Source organism: Cytobacillus sp. SAFR-174 (assembly GCF_051964675.1).
Lineage (GTDB): Bacteria > Bacillota > Bacilli > Bacillales > Cytobacillaceae > Cytobacillus.
The window spans coordinates 1-17779 of sequence record NZ_JBQCMZ010000027.1 but is presented as its reverse complement, the minus strand read 5'-3'; the positions used below and the strand labels follow the sequence as shown (position 1 = coordinate 17779).

Sequence of the window (17779 nt, the reverse complement as noted above, 5' to 3'; positions counted from 1 at the left end):
ATAATCGGATTTTCCTCTTTACTCAGCTGAAACCCGTGCAATTCTCCCCTGTTCTAAATAAACAAGCAAAATGGAGATATCGGCAGGATTAACTCCGGAAATTCGTGAAGCCTGTGCGAGAGATAGCGGCCTTACTTCCTTCAGCTTTTGTCTTGCTTCGGAAGCCAGTCCATTAATATCATCATAATCGATGTTTTCAGGGACCTTTTTGTTTTCCATTTTCTTCAGACGATCTACCTGCTGAAGGGACTTCTCAATATAGCCCTCATACTTGATCTGGATTTCCACCTGCTCGGTTACATCCGGATCAAGCGCAGTTTCAGCCGGAACGAGCTGCCCGATATGCTCATACGTCATTTCCGGACGCTTCAGCAAATCTGAGGCGCGGATGCCGTCTTTCAGCTCGCTTCCGCCCTGGCTTTTGATCAACTCCTGCACGTCAGACGTAGGCTTAATGATAATACCTTTAAGACGTGCTTTTTCGTCTTCTATTGCCTGCTTTTTCAGCTGGAATTTTTCATAGCGTTCTTCACTGATCAGACCGACTTTGCGGCCAAGCTCTGTTAAACGCAGGTCGGCATTATCATGGCGAAGCAGCAGACGGTATTCCGCTCTTGAAGTCAGCAGACGGTAAGGCTCGTTCGTTCCTTTGGTTACAAGGTCATCAATCAGAACGCCAATATAAGCATCTGATCGGCTTAAAATAACTTCTTCCTTATCCAGCGATTTCAATCCGGCATTCATGCCTGCCATTAATCCCTGTCCGGCAGCTTCTTCATAGCCGGATGTCCCGTTAATCTGGCCGGCTGTGTAGAGATTTTTCACCTTTTTGGTTTCCAGTGTCGGCCATAATTGCGTTGGGACGATGGAATCATATTCAATCGCATAGCCAGCACGCATCATCTGCACCTTTTCAAGTCCAGGGATCGTTCTGAGAATCTGCTGCTGCACATCCTCAGGCAAGCTTGTTGAAAGCCCCTGCACATATACTTCCTGAGTATTTCGGCCTTCAGGCTCAAGGAAAATTTGATGGCGCGGCTTATCGTTAAAGCGGACAACCTTATCTTCAATGGACGGACAATAGCGCGGTCCTGTTCCTTTGATCATGCCGGAGTACATTGGCGAGCGATGAAGATTATTGTCGATCAGTGTATGTGTTTCTTCATTGGTGTATGTCAGCCAGCAAGGGAGCTGGTCTGTAATATACTTGGTCGTTTCATAGGAAAAAGCTCTGGGCACATCATCGCCAGGCTGGATTTCCGTTTTGCTGTAATCAATGGTATGGCTGTTGACGCGCGGCGGCGTTCCAGTTTTAAAACGGACCAGATCAAAGCCAAGCTCCTGCAGATGCTCTGAGAGCTTAATGGATGGCTGCTGGTTATTAGGGCCGCTTGAGTACTTCAGTTCACCAAGGATGATTTCTCCCCTTAAGAAGGTTCCGGTCGTAATGACGACAGCTTTTGAATGATACACGGCGCCTGTCTGGGTGACAACGCCCCTGCATTCCCCATCTTCAACAATCAGACGTTCAACCATTCCCTGAATAAGCGTCAGATTCCGTTCATTTTCCAGTGTTTTTTTCATTTCATGCTGATATGTGAACTTATCGGCCTGTGCTCTTAATGCACGTACGGCAGGGCCTTTTCCTGTGTTCAGCATACGCATCTGAATATGCGTTTTATCAATATTCTTGCCCATTTCTCCGCCAAGAGCATCGATTTCCCTTACAACGATTCCTTTTGCCGGTCCCCCGACTGAAGGGTTACATGGCATAAAGGCTACCATATCCAGGTTGATTGTAATCATTAATGTCTTTGCGCCGAGACGGGCCGAAGCAAGACCTGCTTCCACACCCGCGTGTCCGGCTCCGACTACTATGACATCATAACTTCCAGCTTCATATGTCATGATGCGGCCTCCTTTGCTGCAATCAGGCAAGCACAGACCCAAGCTCAGCAGAGGCTGGACCGGCCGATTGCAAAAGTTAAAAAATCTATTTCCGCTGCGTCAGCTGACACAGCCTGCTCTAATCTATTTTCCTAAACAGAACTGCGAGAATAACTGGTCAATCAGGCTTTCATGGACGCTGTCGCCAATAATTTCACCAAGCAGCTCCCATGTTCTTGTCAAATCAATCTGCACAATATCAATTGGTGTTCCCATCTCAACCCCCTGCATCGCTTCATCAATGGCATTTTGCGCCTGATTCAATAGAGCAATATGGCGGGTATTGGATACATACGTCATATCCCCGGCTTCGATGGAGCCTGCAAAGAATAAAGAGGCAATGGCTTCCTCCAGATCGTCGACCCCCTGGTCTTCCAATAAAGAGGTTGTAACCAGTTTATGATGCTTTGAAAGCTCGCGGACACGATTCATGTCGATCTTTTGATCAAGGTCGGTTTTATTGACAATCACAATGACATCCATGCCTTCGACCGCTTTAAATATATTTTCATCCTCAGACGTCAATTCATCCGAGTAATTGAGCACGAGCAAAATTAAATCTGCTTCCTTTAATACCTGCCTCGATTTTTCGACACCGATCCGTTCTACGATATCTTCCGTTTCGCGAATGCCGGCTGTATCCACCAGACGAAGCGGCACTCCTCTGACATTCACATATTCTTCAATAACATCACGGGTAGTGCCCGGTATATCAGTCACAATCGCTTTATTTTCGTGAACAAGGCTATTCAATAAGGAGGATTTCCCAACGTTTGGCCGTCCGACGATGACCGTGGAAAGTCCTTCACGCAGTATTTTCCCCTGCTGTGAGGTTTGAAGGAGCTTTTCGATTTCCTTTTTTACATAAGAAGCCTTCTCCATCAGCATATGATGGGTCATTTCCTCGACATCATCGTATTCCGGATAGTCGATATTGACTTCCACGTGAGCCAGGATCTCCAGAATTTCCTGCCGAAGCTTCTGAATAAGCTTTGACAGCCTTCCTTCCATCTGGCCAAGTGCCATGTTCATAGCCCGGTCCGTCTTGGCGCGAATCAGATCCATGACCGCTTCTGCCTGTGATAAATCAATCCGTCCATTCAAGAAAGCACGCTTTGTAAATTCACCCGGCTCAGCAAGCCTAGCACCATTATTCAGCAGAAGCTGCAGCACGCGATTCACGGAAACCAGTCCGCCATGGCAGTTGATTTCGATGACATCTTCCTTCGTAAAGGTTTTCGGTCCCTTCATGGCTGAAACCATTACTTCTTCAGCAATCTGTTCAGTTTTCGGGTCAACAATATGTCCATAATGAATGGTATGGGACGCCACATTCTTCAGCCGCTTGCCTCCTACCCCTCTGAAAAGAAGGTCCGCAATGTCAAATGCCTGATCCCCGCTCAGGCGGACAATGGCAATGGCTCCTTCTCCCATCGGCGTAGATATCGCAGCGATTGTATCGAATTCCAATTCATTCACCTCTCTTTTCTTTCATACTTCCATCTATATAAAAAATGAATCCTGCTTTCGATTCCCCAAATTAATAGAATATCACAAGGCTTTTTTTTAGAAAAGCATATCAGCCCGCATTTCCGGCTTGTCCATCAGTTCAGCATGTTACTTATCAACACCCCGTTTCATGGAAGCCAGCGAAAAAATTATCCACACGTCTCATAAATTAATATGCTCTATTTTAACTTATCCACATGTGAATAACAATAAAACCAATTGAGATTTAATAATTTGCGGGGCTCTGACAAAGAACGACAAAAAAATCCCAATCCGGAATGGATTGGGATTTTGCGAAATGCTACTTTGTTCTGGCTGGTGCAATGACGATATGGCGGTGCGGGTCATTGCCATCAGAATAGGTTTTGATTCGCTTATTATTTACGAGAGCGGTATGGATCACTTTGCGTTCATAGGAAGGCATAGGTTCCAGCGCAATTTCTTTTCCCGTCTTCAAAGCTTTTTGAGCAAGCCTTTCAGCCAGTTGAATCAGGGTATCCTGGCGTCTTTTCCGGTAATCCTCTGCATCGACCACCACATTTAAGTACTGCTCGGCATAGCGGTTGATGACCAGCTGTGTCAAATACTGGAGAGAATTGAGTGTTTGCCCTCTTTTTCCGATTAAAAGAGCAATCTTTTCGCCGGATAAGATAAATTGAACATTTTTTCCCTCACGCAATGTTTCAATTTCGATGGGCACGCCCATTTTTGCACTGACATCTTTGAGGAATTTTTCAGCTTCCTCAATCGGATCAGGCTTTTTAACAGCTTTCACCACGGCCGGCCGGGATCCGAAAATCCCGAAAACGCCTTTTTTACCTTCATCAACAATAGTAATCTCTAAGCGGTCTTCTGTTGTGTTTAATTGAGCTAAAGCTGACTCTACTGCTTCCTTGACGGTCTGTCCTGTAGCAGTTACTTGTTTCACTTTTTGGCTCCTCCTGCATTTCCGGCCGCTGCAGCTTTCAGGTCCGGACCTTTAATGAAATACGTTTGAATGATCATGAAGATATTACCCACTACCCAGTATAAAGAAAGAGCTGCCGGGAAGTTAATGGCAAAAACAACGATCATGATCGGCATTAGATAAAGCATCATTTTCATTTGTGCAGCCATTTGCCCTGTGTGCTGAGTGCCGGCCATCATCATTTTCTGCTGAATGAACGTTGTCACACCTGCAATTAAAGGCAATAAGTATATTGGATCCGGAGAACCAAGGTCAAACCAAAGGAAATTGTGGTTTGCAATTTCGCGCGTACGTGTAATCGCATGGTAGAAACCGATCAGGATCGGCATTTGAATCACTAGCGGGAAACATCCTGCAAGCGGATTAACGCCGTGCTTTTGGAATAAAGCCATTGTTTCCTGCTGCAGCTTCTGCTGGGTTTTCTGGTCTTTCGAGCTGTATTTTTCACGAAGCTTCTGCATTTCTGGCTGAATCGCCTGCATCGCTTTTGAACTTCTCGTTTGTTTAATCATTAATGGCAGGATGACCAGACGGATAATGATCGTCACAATAATGATCGATAGTCCATAGCTGCCGCCTGCAAATTCCGCTACCTTAATAATAAACAGCGAAAGCGGGTAGACAATATACTCGTTCCAAAAGCCTTTGCTTTCAGACGTAATCGGCTGGTTGATTTCTGTACAGCCCGATAAAAGAGCCATCACAAACACTAAACCGATTAGTAGGAATATTCGTTTCTTCAACCGTTTTTTCCTCCTTAATTGCTCCTGATAATAGTATGGATTTCATTTGCTCATCCCCCGGCCAGAGGGACATGCTCATATGTATCTTATTTTAACATCTTTTAAAATGAAGTGCTTCATAATAAAGATAGATAACGATTATTAGTTTTTAGTATTTCCAAGTCCCGGTTTATTCAAAACCCGCGAAACCTTCAATACATGGATCAGACTCTTTTTCACCTCATGAAAATCCATTTCTGCCACCGGTTTCCTCGCAATGACGATCAGATCATATTGCGGCTTTATTTCTTCCTCCAGTTCTAAAAATGCCTGGCGGATATACCTTTTGATCTGGTTCCTCATGACGGCATTGCCAATTTTTTTGCTGACAGAAAGCCCGATGCGAAAATGGTTCTGCTCCTCTTTTCTCAAGATGTAAACGACAAATTGGCGGTTGGCGAATGACTTTCCCTTTTTAAAGGCCTCTTGAAATTCTTTATTCTTTTTTACACGGAACTCTTTTTTCATGTCATCACCTACTCAGAAAAGCGCAAGCGCCTAGGGTCACCCCCTGCATCTTGAGGGGGCTGGCGCTGGAGCTGGACTATTATCTAATTTAGACATTTATCTTTACATGGAAAAAAAGACCACTGACGTTTCAGTGGCCTAAGCAGATAATACTTTTCTTCCTTTGCGGCGGCGGCGAGCTAGAACGTTACGTCCGTTCGGAGAGCTCATGCGGCTGCGGAAACCATGAACCTTGCTTCTTTTACGCTTGTTTGGTTGATAAGTTCTTTTCATATATGACACCTCCCTGAGGAATTGCTGTTAAAGACAGTCTTTCTAATTATATAGATGTAACTAGAAAATTGTCAACTATGCATATAAGTCAATCTGCCTTCAATGGCAAAAATATTCGTTTTGGCTCTTTCTTTCATAAATTGTTTTTCTTATAAAGTTAGTCCGTTGATTTCCGCTGCGGGCACTTGCTTTCCGCGGGGAGTAACGAGAGCCTCCTCGGCTTCGCCTGCGGGGTCTCTCGATCCCTCACTTCCCGCAGGAGTCAAGTACCCTCCGCTCCAATCAACTCAGCAGTTGAGATTTATATAAAAAACAACGTACGACAATATAAAAAAATTCTTTGCTGCTCTTTCTCTTTTTGCATATCTGAAAGAACCCACTCAGAAAGTTTACCTTCTTTTCGCCTGAATGTCATCCTAAAATTTCATTTTTCCACGTTTTTCTCATTTATCCATTGTAAAAGCTTTTCTAGGAGACTGCAAATTTTTCCGGACGCGGGATGATCTGTCCGCTAAAAAGGGCAATTACATTCCAAGTTCATCGGAATAGATTTCCCCCCAAAAAAAGGGCTGTGGATAAAATTTCGACAAGTTTTTTATTATCCACATCACATATTGACAGGTTTTGCACACAACCAGAGGCTGTGGACAATTTTTATGAACAGGGATGGGCATGTTGTGGATAAGGGTTTAAAAAGCATTGCAGTCAAAAGTATTATCTGTTATCATAAATGTGTTTTCACACTTAATAAATCATTGTGCATATCTTCATTATCCACAGATTGTGGATAACATGTGGACAGGTTATCCAAGGGGTTTGTAAAAGTTTGTCCACAGACAGTGGATACTGTCGAAATTCCACTTTACTTCCTTATTATATGATTTTCCACATAAACAGTTTCGTATATTTATAAACTTCAGGGTTATACAGCGTGTGTAACCTATCGTTTTTGTGGCGCGAAACAAAGAAAAAGCCGAGATGTCCATAGAAAGGCATTTGAGCTTGAACGTAATTTAAATATCAATTTTAGATGGAAAAGGAGGGATATCATTGGAAAACATTGCGGATCTTTGGAATAATGCTCTGGCCAATATCGAGAAAAAAATCAGCAAGCCCAGTTTTGATACATGGCTGAAGTCGACAAAGGCACATTCTCTGCAGGGAGACACTTTAGTCGTTAAGGCCCCGAATGAGTTTGCCCGTGACTGGCTTGAAGAGCGTTATTCCCAGCTGATCTCCGGAATTCTTTATGACATTACCGGTGAAGAATTAGGAGTGAAATTCATCATTCCGCAAAATCAGAGTGAAGAAGAAGTCGATCTTCCTCTTCCGCCAAAAAAGAAAAGACAAGAGGAAGAACAGCCGGAACTGCCTTTAACGATGCTGAACCCGAAGTATACATTCGACACGTTTGTCATCGGATCCGGAAACCGATTCGCCCATGCAGCGTCACTTGCTGTAGCAGAGGCACCGGCGAAGGCATATAATCCTTTATTTATTTATGGGGGAGTTGGACTTGGAAAAACTCACCTTATGCACGCAATCGGCCATTATGTATTAGATCATAATCCATCAGCTAAAGTCGTATACTTATCTTCCGAGAAATTTACGAACGAATTTATTAACTCGATCCGAGATAACAAAGCGGGCGATTTCCGCGATAAATATCGAAATGTGGATGTTCTTCTTATCGATGATATTCAGTTTTTGGCTGGAAAAGAACAGACGCAGGAGGAATTTTTCCATACTTTTAATACATTGCATGAAGAAAGCAAGCAGATCATTATTTCAAGTGACCGTCCTCCAAAAGAAATACCGACACTGGAAGACCGTCTCCGCTCCAGATTTGAATGGGGACTAATTACTGATATTACACCTCCTGACCTTGAAACGCGTATTGCCATACTGCGTAAAAAGGCCAAAGCGGAGGGACTTGATATTCCTAATGAGGTTATGCTTTATATTGCCAATCAGATTGACTCCAACATCCGTGAGCTTGAGGGTGCTCTGATTCGTGTAGTAGCATACTCCTCTTTAATAAATAAAGATATTAATGCCGACCTTGCTGCAGAAGCTTTAAAGGATATTATTCCAAGCTCCAAGCCAAAGGTCATTACCATTCATGAAATCCAAAGGGTGGTTGGGGAACATTTTAATGTAAAGCTTGAGGATTTTAAGGCGAAGAAACGGACAAAGTCTGTCGCATTCCCCCGTCAGATCGCCATGTACCTGTCCCGGGAATTAACCGACTTTTCTCTGCCTAAAATAGGAGAGGAATTTGGCGGAAGGGACCATACGACCGTCATTCATGCCCATGAAAAAATATCAAAGATGCTTCAGTCTGATTCACAATTTGAAAAGCAGCTGAAAGAAATCAATGAAATGCTCAAGGTATAATGTGTATAACTTGACCTAACTTACACACAGTCTGTCCACATGTGGATAGGCTGTGTTTCCTTTCAAAAAATGCAGTTATCCACATACTAACAGGCCCTACTAGTACTTCTACTATTTTTTTATAAAAAATATATATATTCAATACGCCATTAAAATATGCTTGGAGGATTTAAAAAATGAGATTTATAATCCAGCGCGACCAGCTGGTCCAAAGCGTCCAGGATGTTATGAAAGCTGTAACAAGCAGAACGACTATTCCCATCTTAACGGGGATTAAAATCGTTGCTTCTGAAGAAGGAGTTACATTAACGGGAAGCGACTCTGATATTTCCATTGAATCTTTTATTCCTAAAGAAGAAGACGGAAATGAAATTGTTGAGATCAAACAGCCTGGTGCCATCGTGCTCCAAGCGAAGTTCTTCAGTGAAATCGTTAAAAAGCTTCCAACTGACAGCGTGGAGATAAGCGTGGAAAACCATTTACAGACAGTCATCCGCTCAGGTAAATCTGAATTCAATCTTAATGGTCTGGATGCTGAGGAATACCCGCACCTGCCTCAAATTGAAGAAGAAAAAATGTTTAAGATTCCTACGGACCTATTAAAAGCAATGGTTCGCCAAACTGTTTTTGCAGTGTCCACCTCAGAAACACGCCCTATCTTGACAGGTGTAAACTGGAAGGTGGAAAACGGCACATTAACCTGTATTGCAACAGATAGCCACAGATTGGCTTTACGAAAAGCGCAGATCGAAACAACGGCCAGCGAAACCTACAATGTGGTTATTCCAGGAAAAAGCTTAAGTGAATTAAGCAAAATTCTTGATGACAACAATGATTTAATCGATATCGTTATTACTGAAAACCAGGTTCTCTTTAAAGCCGAGCATCTGCTGTTCTTCTCAAGGCTGCTTGAAGGGAATTATCCTGATACATCCAGGCTGATCCCTTCAGACAGCAAAACAGATGTGGTCGTCAATACTAAAGAATTCCTGCAGGCTATTGACCGTGCCTCTTTACTTGCAAAAGAAGGCCGTAACAATGTGGTCAAGCTTTCTACAATCGATGGCGGAGTAATCGAAATTTCATCCAACACTCCTGAAGTCGGAAAAGTAGTCGAAGAAGTGCAGAGCAAATCCGTAGAAGGCGAAGACTTAAAAATCTCCTTCAGCGCGAAATTCATGATGGATGCCCTAAAAGCGCTTGAAGGCTCTGAAATTACCATCAGCTTCACCGGCGCCATGAGACCATTCATCATCAAACCGTTAAACGATGAATCAATACTCCAATTGATTCTTCCAGTTAGAACTTATTAAGAAAAAGCTGCCGGCTGAGCCGGCGGCTTACTTTTTTATAGCTGATCTTTGATGCATAACCATTTTTCAATAACTGAGTTGATTGGAGCGTTGAGGAGGCTCCCGGCACTTTGCATTAGCTTAAAAGCTGCCAGAATATTGGCCAACACCAGGGGAATAATGAAAATAACGGGCTGCATGCGACTTTTCTTTGTGTATCTGAGATTTATTTAGTAAAATAGAATATTAGATACCATTCTGAAATTGTTTTGCCAAAGTGCAGAAAAAAACTGCAGCGCTGGAAGTCGGACAATGGGAAAGAGTGAAAATATGACGGAAATTCAAATTGATACAGAATATATTACGCTGGGCCAATTTTTAAAAGCCGCTGATGTGATTCAAACAGGCGGAATGGCCAAATGGTTCCTGAGTGAATACGAAGTCTTCGTCAACGGCGAGCAGGATCAAAGACGGGGAAGAAAGCTAAGAACCGGGGATAAAATCGAAATTCCGGATGTCGGTGAATTTACGATCGTCTAAACGCCGTTTTTAGCGTTAATATTTTAAAGGATGTAGCGTCTATGCATATAGAGCAGTTGCTGTTAAAGAATTACCGGAATTACGAAGAGCTTGAAGTCAATTTCGAAAATAAAGTGAATGTAATTTTGGGAGAGAATGCCCAGGGAAAGACAAATGTCATGGAATCGATCTATGTGCTGGCAATGGCAAAGTCACATCGGACATCAAATGACAAAGATCTTATTCGCTGGGATCAGGAATATGCTAAAATAGAGGGAAGGGTTCAAAAAAGGCAAGGATCCCTGCCCATGCAATTAGTCATCAGCAAAAAAGGCAAAAAAGCCAAATGTAATCATATAGAGCAGCAGAAATTAAGCCAGTATGTCGGCAACATGAATGTTGTGATGTTCGCGCCTGAAGATCTCCATCTAGTGAAAGGGAGCCCTCAAGTAAGGCGTCGTTTTATTGATATGGAGATTGGGCAGGTTTCACCTGTCTATTTGCATGATATCAGCCAGTATCAGAAAATCCTCCAGCAGCGCAACCACTATCTGAAAATGCTCCAGATCAAAAAGCAGACCGACCATACCATGCTTGAGATTTTAACAGAGCAATTCATTGAAATGGCTGCAAAGATTGTTTCAAAGCGCTACGAGTTCCTCAGACTCCTCGAGAATTGGGCACAGCCGATCCATGAAGGAATTTCAAGAGGGCTTGAGACCTTGAAAATTGAGTACAAGCCTTCTGCTGAGGTATCAGAAGTACAAGATTTGTCGAAAATGGTTAAAGTATACCAGGATAAATTCGAAAAAGTGAAAAACAGGGAAATAGACCGCGGCGTCACTATGTTTGGTCCGCATCGCGATGACCTGATTTTTCATGTGAATGGGCGCGATGTACAGACATTCGGTTCACAGGGCCAGCAAAGGACGACGGCTCTATCGGTCAAGCTTGCTGAAATCGAACTGATCCATTCTGAGATTGGGGAATATCCCATTCTGCTGCTGGATGACGTCCTCTCGGAATTGGACGATTATCGCCAGTCCCATTTATTGAATACCATTCAAGGAAAAGTACAGACGTTTGTTACTACTACAAGCGTTGATGGGATAGACCATCAGACACTTAAAGAAGCAGTAGCGTTCAATGTGGAATCAGGGAGAATCAAGAAGATTCAGTGAGGTGATCGCATGTACATCCATATAGGTGAAGATGTGCTGGTCCGGGCAAGGGATATTGTCGCTATTATTGATAAAGAAACAGTCCTTGCTTCCGAGTATGCAAAAGAGCATAAGGAGAGCCGGGAGGAGTCAGTTGTGAACCTCGCGAAGGGTTCCTATAAATCTGTGGTCGTCACAACAGAAAAGATCTATTTTTCTCCGCTATCCTCAGGCACGTTAAAAAAACGATCCCATAAATTAAGTGTTCATGAATTTTAAAGACCTGCCGGATCCATTAGGGAAAGAGGCAAGTCTGGTGAAAAATATAGTTTGGCTCATTCATATGCCAGGCTTTTTTATAGATTAGTGAAATAGAAAGTGCAGGTGACCGATGTGGCAATGGAGCAAAAGGCAGTGCAGGAACAATCCTATGATGAGAATCAGATACAGGTACTGGAAGGTCTGGAAGCGGTTCGGAAGCGTCCGGGAATGTATATCGGTTCAACAAGTGCCAAAGGGCTTCACCATCTTGTTTGGGAAATAGTCGATAATAGTATAGATGAAGCACTGGCAGGCTATTGTTCTGAAATCAATGTGATTATCGAAAAGGATAATAGTATAACGGTAGTGGATAACGGACGTGGTATCCCAGTCGGAATCCATGAAAAAATGGGGCGCCCGGCAGTCGAAGTCATTATGACGGTTCTTCATGCAGGCGGTAAGTTCGGAGGCGGCGGATACAAGGTTTCCGGAGGTCTGCATGGTGTTGGTGCTTCTGTAGTTAATGCGCTATCAACTGAACTGGAAGTATTTGTTCATCGTGACGGCAAGAAACATTATCAGAAATTTGAGCGCGGCGTTCCAAGTGCTGATCTTGAAGTGATTGGGGAAACCGATCACACAGGAACTACCATCCACTTTAAGCCGGACAGCGAAATCTTCACTGAAACGCTTGAATATGATTATGAAACCCTTGCAAACCGTATTCGTGAGCTGGCTTTCCTGAATAGAGGATTAACCATTACGATTGAAGATAAACGTGAGGAAAATAAGAAAAATCAATATATGTACGAGGGCGGCATTAAATCGTACGTTGAACATTTGAATAGAACGAAAGAAGTTCTTCATGAAGAACCCATTTATATTGAGGGAGAACGTGAAGGCATTACAGTTGAAGTCTCCATTCAGTATAATGATGGCTACACAAGCAATATTTATTCTTTTGCCAATAACATTAATACGTATGAAGGCGGAACACATGAATCAGGGTTTAAAACCGCTCTAACAAGGGTCATTAATGACTACGCCAGAAAAAGCGGTTTATTCAAAGATAATGATGCGAACCTTTCTGGGGAAGACGTCCGTGAAGGTTTAACGGCGATTGTATCTGTTAAGCATCCAGACCCGCAGTTTGAAGGACAAACTAAAACGAAGCTTGGCAATTCAGAGGTGCGTACTGCAACTGATACGATTTTTGCGGAAGCTCTTGAGAAGTTCCTGCTGGAAAATCCATCGGTAGCCAAGAAAATTGTCGAAAAGGGATTAATGGCCGCACGTGCCAGACTGGCAGCTAAGAAAGCCCGTGAACTGACCAGAAGAAAGAGTGCTTTGGAAGTATCAAGCCTGCCGGGGAAACTGGCCGACTGCTCATCTAAAGATGCTTCCATATCGGAACTTTACATCGTTGAGGGTGACTCTGCCGGCGGCTCAGCCAAACAGGGACGTGACCGTCACTTCCAGGCAATCCTGCCATTAAGAGGGAAAATCCTTAACGTTGAAAAAGCCCGGCTGGATCGAATTCTTTCCAACAATGAAGTGCGGGCTATGATTACTGCAGCCGGTACAGGGATTGGCGAAGATTTTGATATTGCAAAAGCCAGATATCATAAGATAGTGATCATGACGGATGCCGATGTGGATGGAGCCCATATTCGAACATTATTATTAACCTTCTTCTACCGTTATATGAGACAAATTTTAGAAGCGGGCTATATTTACATTGCTCAGCCGCCGCTGTATAAAATACAGCAGGGCAAGAAGATTGAATATGCCTATAATGAACGCCAGCTTGAAGAAGTTATGAGCACCATGTCCAGCCAGCCTAAGCCGAATGTTCAGCGCTATAAGGGTCTTGGCGAGATGAATCCAGGCCAGCTGTGGGAGACAACGATGAATCCCGAAACAAGAACACTGCTGCAGGTGAGCCTTGAAGATGCCATTGAAGCAGATGAAACGTTTGAAATATTAATGGGCGATAAAGTGGAACCACGCCGAAACTTTATTGAAGAAAACGCCCAATATGTAAAAAACTTAGATATATGATCAAAAGCCAGGATAGGATGACTATCCTGCTTTTACATAAGAAAGCGTCACTTTCTGAGTACAACGATAATCTAATAAATGTTTTACAAATTAAGAGGCTATGGGTAAATTCCAAGTCCCTCAAAAAGGGAGGTTCTTTATATGGCTGATACGCCAAGGTCCCAAATAAAAGAAATTAACATTAGCCAGGAAATGCGTTCATCATTCCTGGATTATGCCATGAGTGTAATTGTTTCACGTGCCCTTCCGGATGTACGTGATGGCTTAAAGCCGGTGCATCGCCGCATTCTTTATGCGATGCATGATCTCGGCATGCATTCAGATAAGCCTTATAAAAAATCAGCTCGTATCGTCGGAGATGTAATTGGTAAGTATCATCCGCATGGTGACTCTGCTGTTTATGAAACAATGGTGCGTATGGCACAGGACTTTAACTATCGATACATGCTGGTTGATGGACACGGCAACTTCGGTTCAGTGGATGGCGATTCTGCAGCTGCCATGCGTTATACAGAAGCACGTATGTCCAAAATATCAATGGAGCTTTTACGGGATATCAATAAAGACACCATTGATTATCAGGATAACTATGATGGGGAAGAGAAGGAGCCGGTCGTATTGCCTGCCCGATTCCCTAATTTGCTGGTCAATGGAACCTCAGGAATCGCTGTCGGGATGGCCACTAATATTCCTCCCCACCAGCTTGGTGAAGTAATTGATGGGGTTCTAGCCATAAGCAAAGACCCTGAAATGACTATTCCGGAACTAATGGATATCATCCCTGGACCGGACTTTCCGACTGCCGGAATGATTTTAGGAAGAACCGGAATCCGCAAAGCCTATGAAACTGGCCGCGGTTCAATTACTTTGCGTGCTAAAGTAGATATTGAAGAAAAGGCCAATGGCAAAGAGACCATTATTGTACATGAAATTCCATATCAGGTTAACAAAGCAAAGCTGATTGAAAAAATTGCGGAACTTGTCAGAGATAAGAAAATTGATGGTATTACCGACCTGCGTGATGAATCTGACCGTAATGGAATGCGAATTGTCATTGAAGTCAGAAGAGACGCAAATGCAAGTGTATTATTAAATAATCTCTATAAACAAACTGCCCTTCAGACAAGCTTTGGAATTAATATTCTGGCATTGGTGAATGGACAGCCTAAGGTTCTGAATTTAAAGCAGTGTCTTGAGTATTATTTAGAACATCAAAAGGTTGTTATACGCCGGCGGACACAATTTGAATTAAGAAAAGCAGAAGCCCGCGCACATATTTTAGAAGGCTTAAGGATCGCCCTTGATCATCTTGATGAAGTTATTAGTCTGATCCGCAGCTCACAGACAACTGATATTGCACGAGAAGGCTTAATGACCAAATTCAATCTTTCCGAAAAACAGGCTCAGGCTATCCTGGACATGCGTTTGCAGCGTCTGACAGGCTTGGAGCGTGAAAAGATTGAAGAAGAATATGCAAACCTTCTGGCCCTAATTGCAGAATTAAAAGCTATTTTGGCTGACGAAGAAAAAGTACTGGAAATCATCCGTGAAGAATTAACGGAGATCAAGGAAAGATTTAACGATAAACGCCGGACTGAAATAGTCGCAGGCGGCATCGAAAACATTGAAGACGAAGACCTGATCCCACGCGAGAATATTGTCCTGACACTAACTCATAAGGGATACATTAAGCGTCTTCCAGTCTCGACTTACCGCGCCCAAAAACGCGGAGGGCGGGGAATCCAGGGAATGGGAACAAATGAGGATGATTTTGTGGAACACCTCATTACCACATCCACACACGATACCATTCTTTTCTTTACGAACAAAGGAAAGGTTTATCGCGCTAAAGGATATGAAATACCTGAATTCAACCGTACAGCGAAGGGGATTCCAATCATTAACCTTCTTGGAGTGGACAAAGATGAATGGGTAAATGCGATAATTCCTGTTGAAGAATTTGCCGATGATTGGTTCCTGTTCTTTACCACTAAACAGGGGATTTCCAAGCGTTCACCATTATCATCCTTTGCGAATATCCGCAATAATGGCTTAATTGCTTTAAATCTGCGAGAAGATGATGAATTAATTTCAGTGCGTCTGACAGATGGCAGCAAGGAGATCATTATTGGAACCAGCCATGGCATGCTGATCCGATTCCCTGAAGAAGATGTCCGTTCAATGGGAAGAACGGCAACTGGTGTTAAGGGAATTAACCTAAGCAATGGCGATGAAGTTGTAGGCATGGAAGTTCTTGAGGATGACAGCCAAGTCCTGATTGTAACCAAAAACGGCTATGGGAAACGTACTCCTGCCGAAGAATACCGTGTTCAGGGCAGAGGCGGTAAAGGAATCAAGACCTGCAACATCACTGATAAGAACGGAAGCCTTGTTTCCATGAAAGCTGTCACAGGGGAAGAAGACGTTATGCTTATTACAACAGGCGGCGTACTGATCCGTATGGCAGTAAGTGATATTTCCACCATGGGAAGAAACACGCAGGGTGTCAGACTCATCCGCATAAATGAAGAAGCAGGCGAAGCGGTATCGACTGTAGCCAGAGTTGAAAAAGAAGAGGAAAAAGATGATGAAGAATTAACAAAGCCTCTTGAAGATGCGGATTCACTTCCAGAAGAAGAAGTAACTGGCGATAATAGCGAAGAATAACTGGAATAAATTTCGAGGAACACAGATTTGTGTTCCTTTTTTTTGTCCAAATAATGTAAAATAGTAAAAAAGACTCACATTTGGAGTGTGGTAACAGTGCGTGTACCCATACAGGAATTAAGAGAAGGCTGCATCTTATCGGAGGATGTTTTCAGTTTGACGAATCGCCCTATTATCAGCAAGAAAACAGTGCTGACGAAGGAACTGCTGGATATTATGAAAATATTTCTGATTGAGGAAGCAGAAGTTGAAACTACCATGGTCAGCGGAAAGTCAATGACTTCTGCCGGAAACATGGATGAAACCGAAATTGAAGTGGAATCAAGTTATATTAATACATTCCTAAAAGGCGTTCAGCATTTCAAAAGGGAATTCACATCCTGGCAATCAGGCCTTCCGGTGGATATCGCCAAAATAAGAAATATTATGATTCCGCTGATTGAAAAAATGGAGAAAAATCCCTCCATTATCTTTTCGCTGCATCATCTTTCAACAAATGAAGATTATTTATACCAGCATTCAGTAGCAGTGGGAATGATCAGCGCCTTTATAGGAAAAAAACTGAATTTTAATAAGGGAGAAGTTGTGCAGCTTGCCCTGGGAGGGTGCCTGGCTGATGCTGGCATGGCTAAAATAAACCCATCCATTCTGCACAAAAGCACTACATTAAACTCCGAGGAATTTGAAGAAATAAAAAAGCATTTGACCCTCAGTTTTAAAATGGTTCAAAATATCTCTTTGTTAAGAGAAAGCACTAAGATCGGCATTATTCAGCATCATGAGCGTCTGGACGGCAGCGGTTATCCGTTTGGAGAACAAAGCAGCAAAATCAATCAGGCTGGACGAATCATTGCTGTTGCGGATGCATTTCATGCCATGACTTCCCAAAGGCTCTACAGAAGGAAGCAATCCCCGTTCAAGGTGCTTGAAATGCTGATACAGGACAGCTTCGGCAAATTTGATATTCCATCCATCCAGGCGCTGGGCTCCGGCATCATGACTTTTTCCATTGGCAGCCTGGTGAAGCTCTCGGATGGCCAGACTGCAGAAATCCTTTTTATAGAAGATAAATCACCAACGAGACCCCTTGTAAAACTCTTAGAAACCGGCGATATTATTCATTTAGAGAAAAACCGCCAGATATTTATTGATGAAGTATTAAAATGACGGCATCCCGCGGTCATTTTTTTATATAATTCCTTTACTTTAAAAAAAATTAAGTTTCTATTAAAAAGTACTTGCAATTAATAGAGAAGGGCTGGTATACTTATTCAAGTCAGCAAGAGATAAACAACATCAAATTGATGAGAAAAAACTTGTTGACATTGATTATCAGAAATGATATATTAATTAAGTCGCCTAAAGCGGCAGATTGATCTTTGAAAACTGAACGAACAAAACGTCAACGTTTAAATCATTAGTCTTTTTCGAAAAGACAACTCGAGCTTAATCAACTCTTATATGGAGAGTTTGATC

General features: G+C 42.9%; 14 protein-coding genes. 8 read left to right on the top strand and 6 right to left on the bottom strand.

Annotation, left to right across the window (positions count from 1 at the left end; genetic code table 11):
* Window positions 1-18: 18 nt before the first annotated feature.
* From mnmG to rpmH, 6 genes are all read right to left on the bottom strand, one after another.
* Window positions 19-1908 carry a tRNA uridine-5-carboxymethylaminomethyl(34) synthesis enzyme MnmG gene (gene mnmG / locus ACTHRG_RS20835; RefSeq protein ID WP_076262920.1) on the bottom strand — a complete coding sequence of 630 codons (1890 nt, stop codon included), beginning with the start codon at window positions 1906-1908 and terminating at the stop codon, window positions 19-21.
* 123 nt (window positions 1909-2031) lie between these two features.
* Window positions 2032-3417 carry a tRNA uridine-5-carboxymethylaminomethyl(34) synthesis GTPase MnmE gene (mnmE, locus tag ACTHRG_RS20830; RefSeq protein WP_076262917.1) on the bottom strand — a complete coding sequence of 462 codons (1386 nt, stop codon included), beginning with the start codon at window positions 3415-3417 and terminating at the stop codon, window positions 2032-2034.
* Window positions 3418-3757: 340 nt separating this feature from the next.
* The gene (gene jag, locus ACTHRG_RS20825; protein WP_076262915.1) at window positions 3758-4384 is read right to left on the bottom strand and encodes an RNA-binding cell elongation regulator Jag/EloR; all 627 of its coding nucleotides are present in this window, start codon (window positions 4382-4384) and stop codon (window positions 3758-3760) included.
* Window positions 4381-5166 (bottom strand): YidC family membrane integrase SpoIIIJ, encoded by a 786-nt coding sequence (gene spoIIIJ / locus ACTHRG_RS20820; RefSeq protein ID WP_035328319.1) that lies wholly within the window; start codon window positions 5164-5166, stop codon window positions 4381-4383. The genes jag and spoIIIJ overlap by 4 nt, the downstream gene beginning before the upstream one ends.
* A gap of 141 nt (window positions 5167-5307) precedes the next feature.
* The gene (gene rnpA, locus ACTHRG_RS20815; protein ID WP_048010274.1) at window positions 5308-5673 is read right to left on the bottom strand and encodes a ribonuclease P protein component; all 366 of its coding nucleotides are present in this window, start codon (window positions 5671-5673) and stop codon (window positions 5308-5310) included.
* A gap of 138 nt (window positions 5674-5811) precedes the next feature.
* Complete coding sequence (gene rpmH, locus ACTHRG_RS20810) at window positions 5812-5946, bottom strand: 50S ribosomal protein L34 (RefSeq protein ID WP_019382473.1); 135 nt, start codon at window positions 5944-5946, stop codon at window positions 5812-5814.
* A gap of 1050 nt (window positions 5947-6996) precedes the next feature.
* Here rpmH and dnaA point away from each other — a divergent pair.
* The 8 genes from dnaA (at window position 6997) to ACTHRG_RS20770 (ending at window position 17470) form a co-directional block, all read left to right on the top strand.
* Entirely contained in the window at window positions 6997-8343 is a 1347-nt protein-coding gene (gene dnaA, locus ACTHRG_RS20805) for a chromosomal replication initiator protein DnaA (protein ID WP_076262912.1), read from the top strand.
* 176 nt (window positions 8344-8519) lie between these two features.
* Window positions 8520-9656, top strand: a complete 1137-nt coding sequence (dnaN, locus tag ACTHRG_RS20800) for a DNA polymerase III subunit beta (protein ID WP_076262910.1) — start codon at window positions 8520-8522, stop codon at window positions 9654-9656.
* 291 nt (window positions 9657-9947) lie between these two features.
* Window positions 9948-10175: a S4 domain-containing protein YaaA gene (gene yaaA / locus ACTHRG_RS20795; protein WP_274578479.1), complete on the top strand. Its 228-nt coding sequence runs from the start codon at window positions 9948-9950 to the stop codon at window positions 10173-10175.
* Window positions 10176-10216: 41 nt separating this feature from the next.
* Window positions 10217-11335, top strand: coding sequence for a DNA replication/repair protein RecF (gene recF, locus ACTHRG_RS20790; RefSeq protein ID WP_440231885.1), 1119 nt, complete (start codon window positions 10217-10219; stop codon window positions 11333-11335).
* 9 nt (window positions 11336-11344) lie between these two features.
* Entirely contained in the window at window positions 11345-11593 is a 249-nt protein-coding gene (gene remB / locus ACTHRG_RS20785; RefSeq protein WP_035328336.1) for an extracellular matrix regulator RemB, read from the top strand.
* 120 nt (window positions 11594-11713) lie between these two features.
* The gene (gene gyrB / locus ACTHRG_RS20780; RefSeq protein ID WP_076262906.1) at window positions 11714-13636 is read left to right on the top strand and encodes a DNA topoisomerase (ATP-hydrolyzing) subunit B; all 1923 of its coding nucleotides are present in this window, start codon (window positions 11714-11716) and stop codon (window positions 13634-13636) included.
* Between the two features lie 141 nt (window positions 13637-13777).
* Window positions 13778-16303 (top strand): DNA gyrase subunit A, encoded by a 2526-nt coding sequence (gene gyrA, locus ACTHRG_RS20775; RefSeq protein WP_076262904.1) that lies wholly within the window; start codon window positions 13778-13780, stop codon window positions 16301-16303.
* A 96-nt stretch (window positions 16304-16399) separates the two neighbouring features.
* Window positions 16400-17470 (top strand): HD-GYP domain-containing protein, encoded by a 1071-nt coding sequence (locus tag ACTHRG_RS20770; RefSeq protein WP_076262902.1) that lies wholly within the window; start codon window positions 16400-16402, stop codon window positions 17468-17470.
* The last annotated feature ends 309 nt before the right edge of the window (window positions 17471-17779 follow it).

Coding starts and splice junctions, on each gene's coding strand:
- mnmG (WP_076262920.1), bottom strand. CDS start 1,908: ATGACATATGAAGCTGGAAGTTATGATGTCATAGTAGTCGGAGCCGGA.
- yaaA (WP_274578479.1), top strand. CDS start 9,948: ATGGGAAAGAGTGAAAATATGACGGAAATTCAAATTGATACAGAATAT.
- rnpA (WP_048010274.1), bottom strand. CDS start 5,673: ATGAAAAAAGAGTTCCGTGTAAAAAAGAATAAAGAATTTCAAGAGGCC.
- rpmH (WP_019382473.1), bottom strand. CDS start 5,946: ATGAAAAGAACTTATCAACCAAACAAGCGTAAAAGAAGCAAGGTTCAT.
- remB (WP_035328336.1), top strand. CDS start 11,345: ATGTACATCCATATAGGTGAAGATGTGCTGGTCCGGGCAAGGGATATT.
- gyrA (WP_076262904.1), top strand. CDS start 13,778: ATGGCTGATACGCCAAGGTCCCAAATAAAAGAAATTAACATTAGCCAG.
- recF (WP_440231885.1), top strand. CDS start 10,217: ATGCATATAGAGCAGTTGCTGTTAAAGAATTACCGGAATTACGAAGAG.
- dnaN (WP_076262910.1), top strand. CDS start 8,520: ATGAGATTTATAATCCAGCGCGACCAGCTGGTCCAAAGCGTCCAGGAT.
- gyrB (WP_076262906.1), top strand. CDS start 11,714: ATGGAGCAAAAGGCAGTGCAGGAACAATCCTATGATGAGAATCAGATA.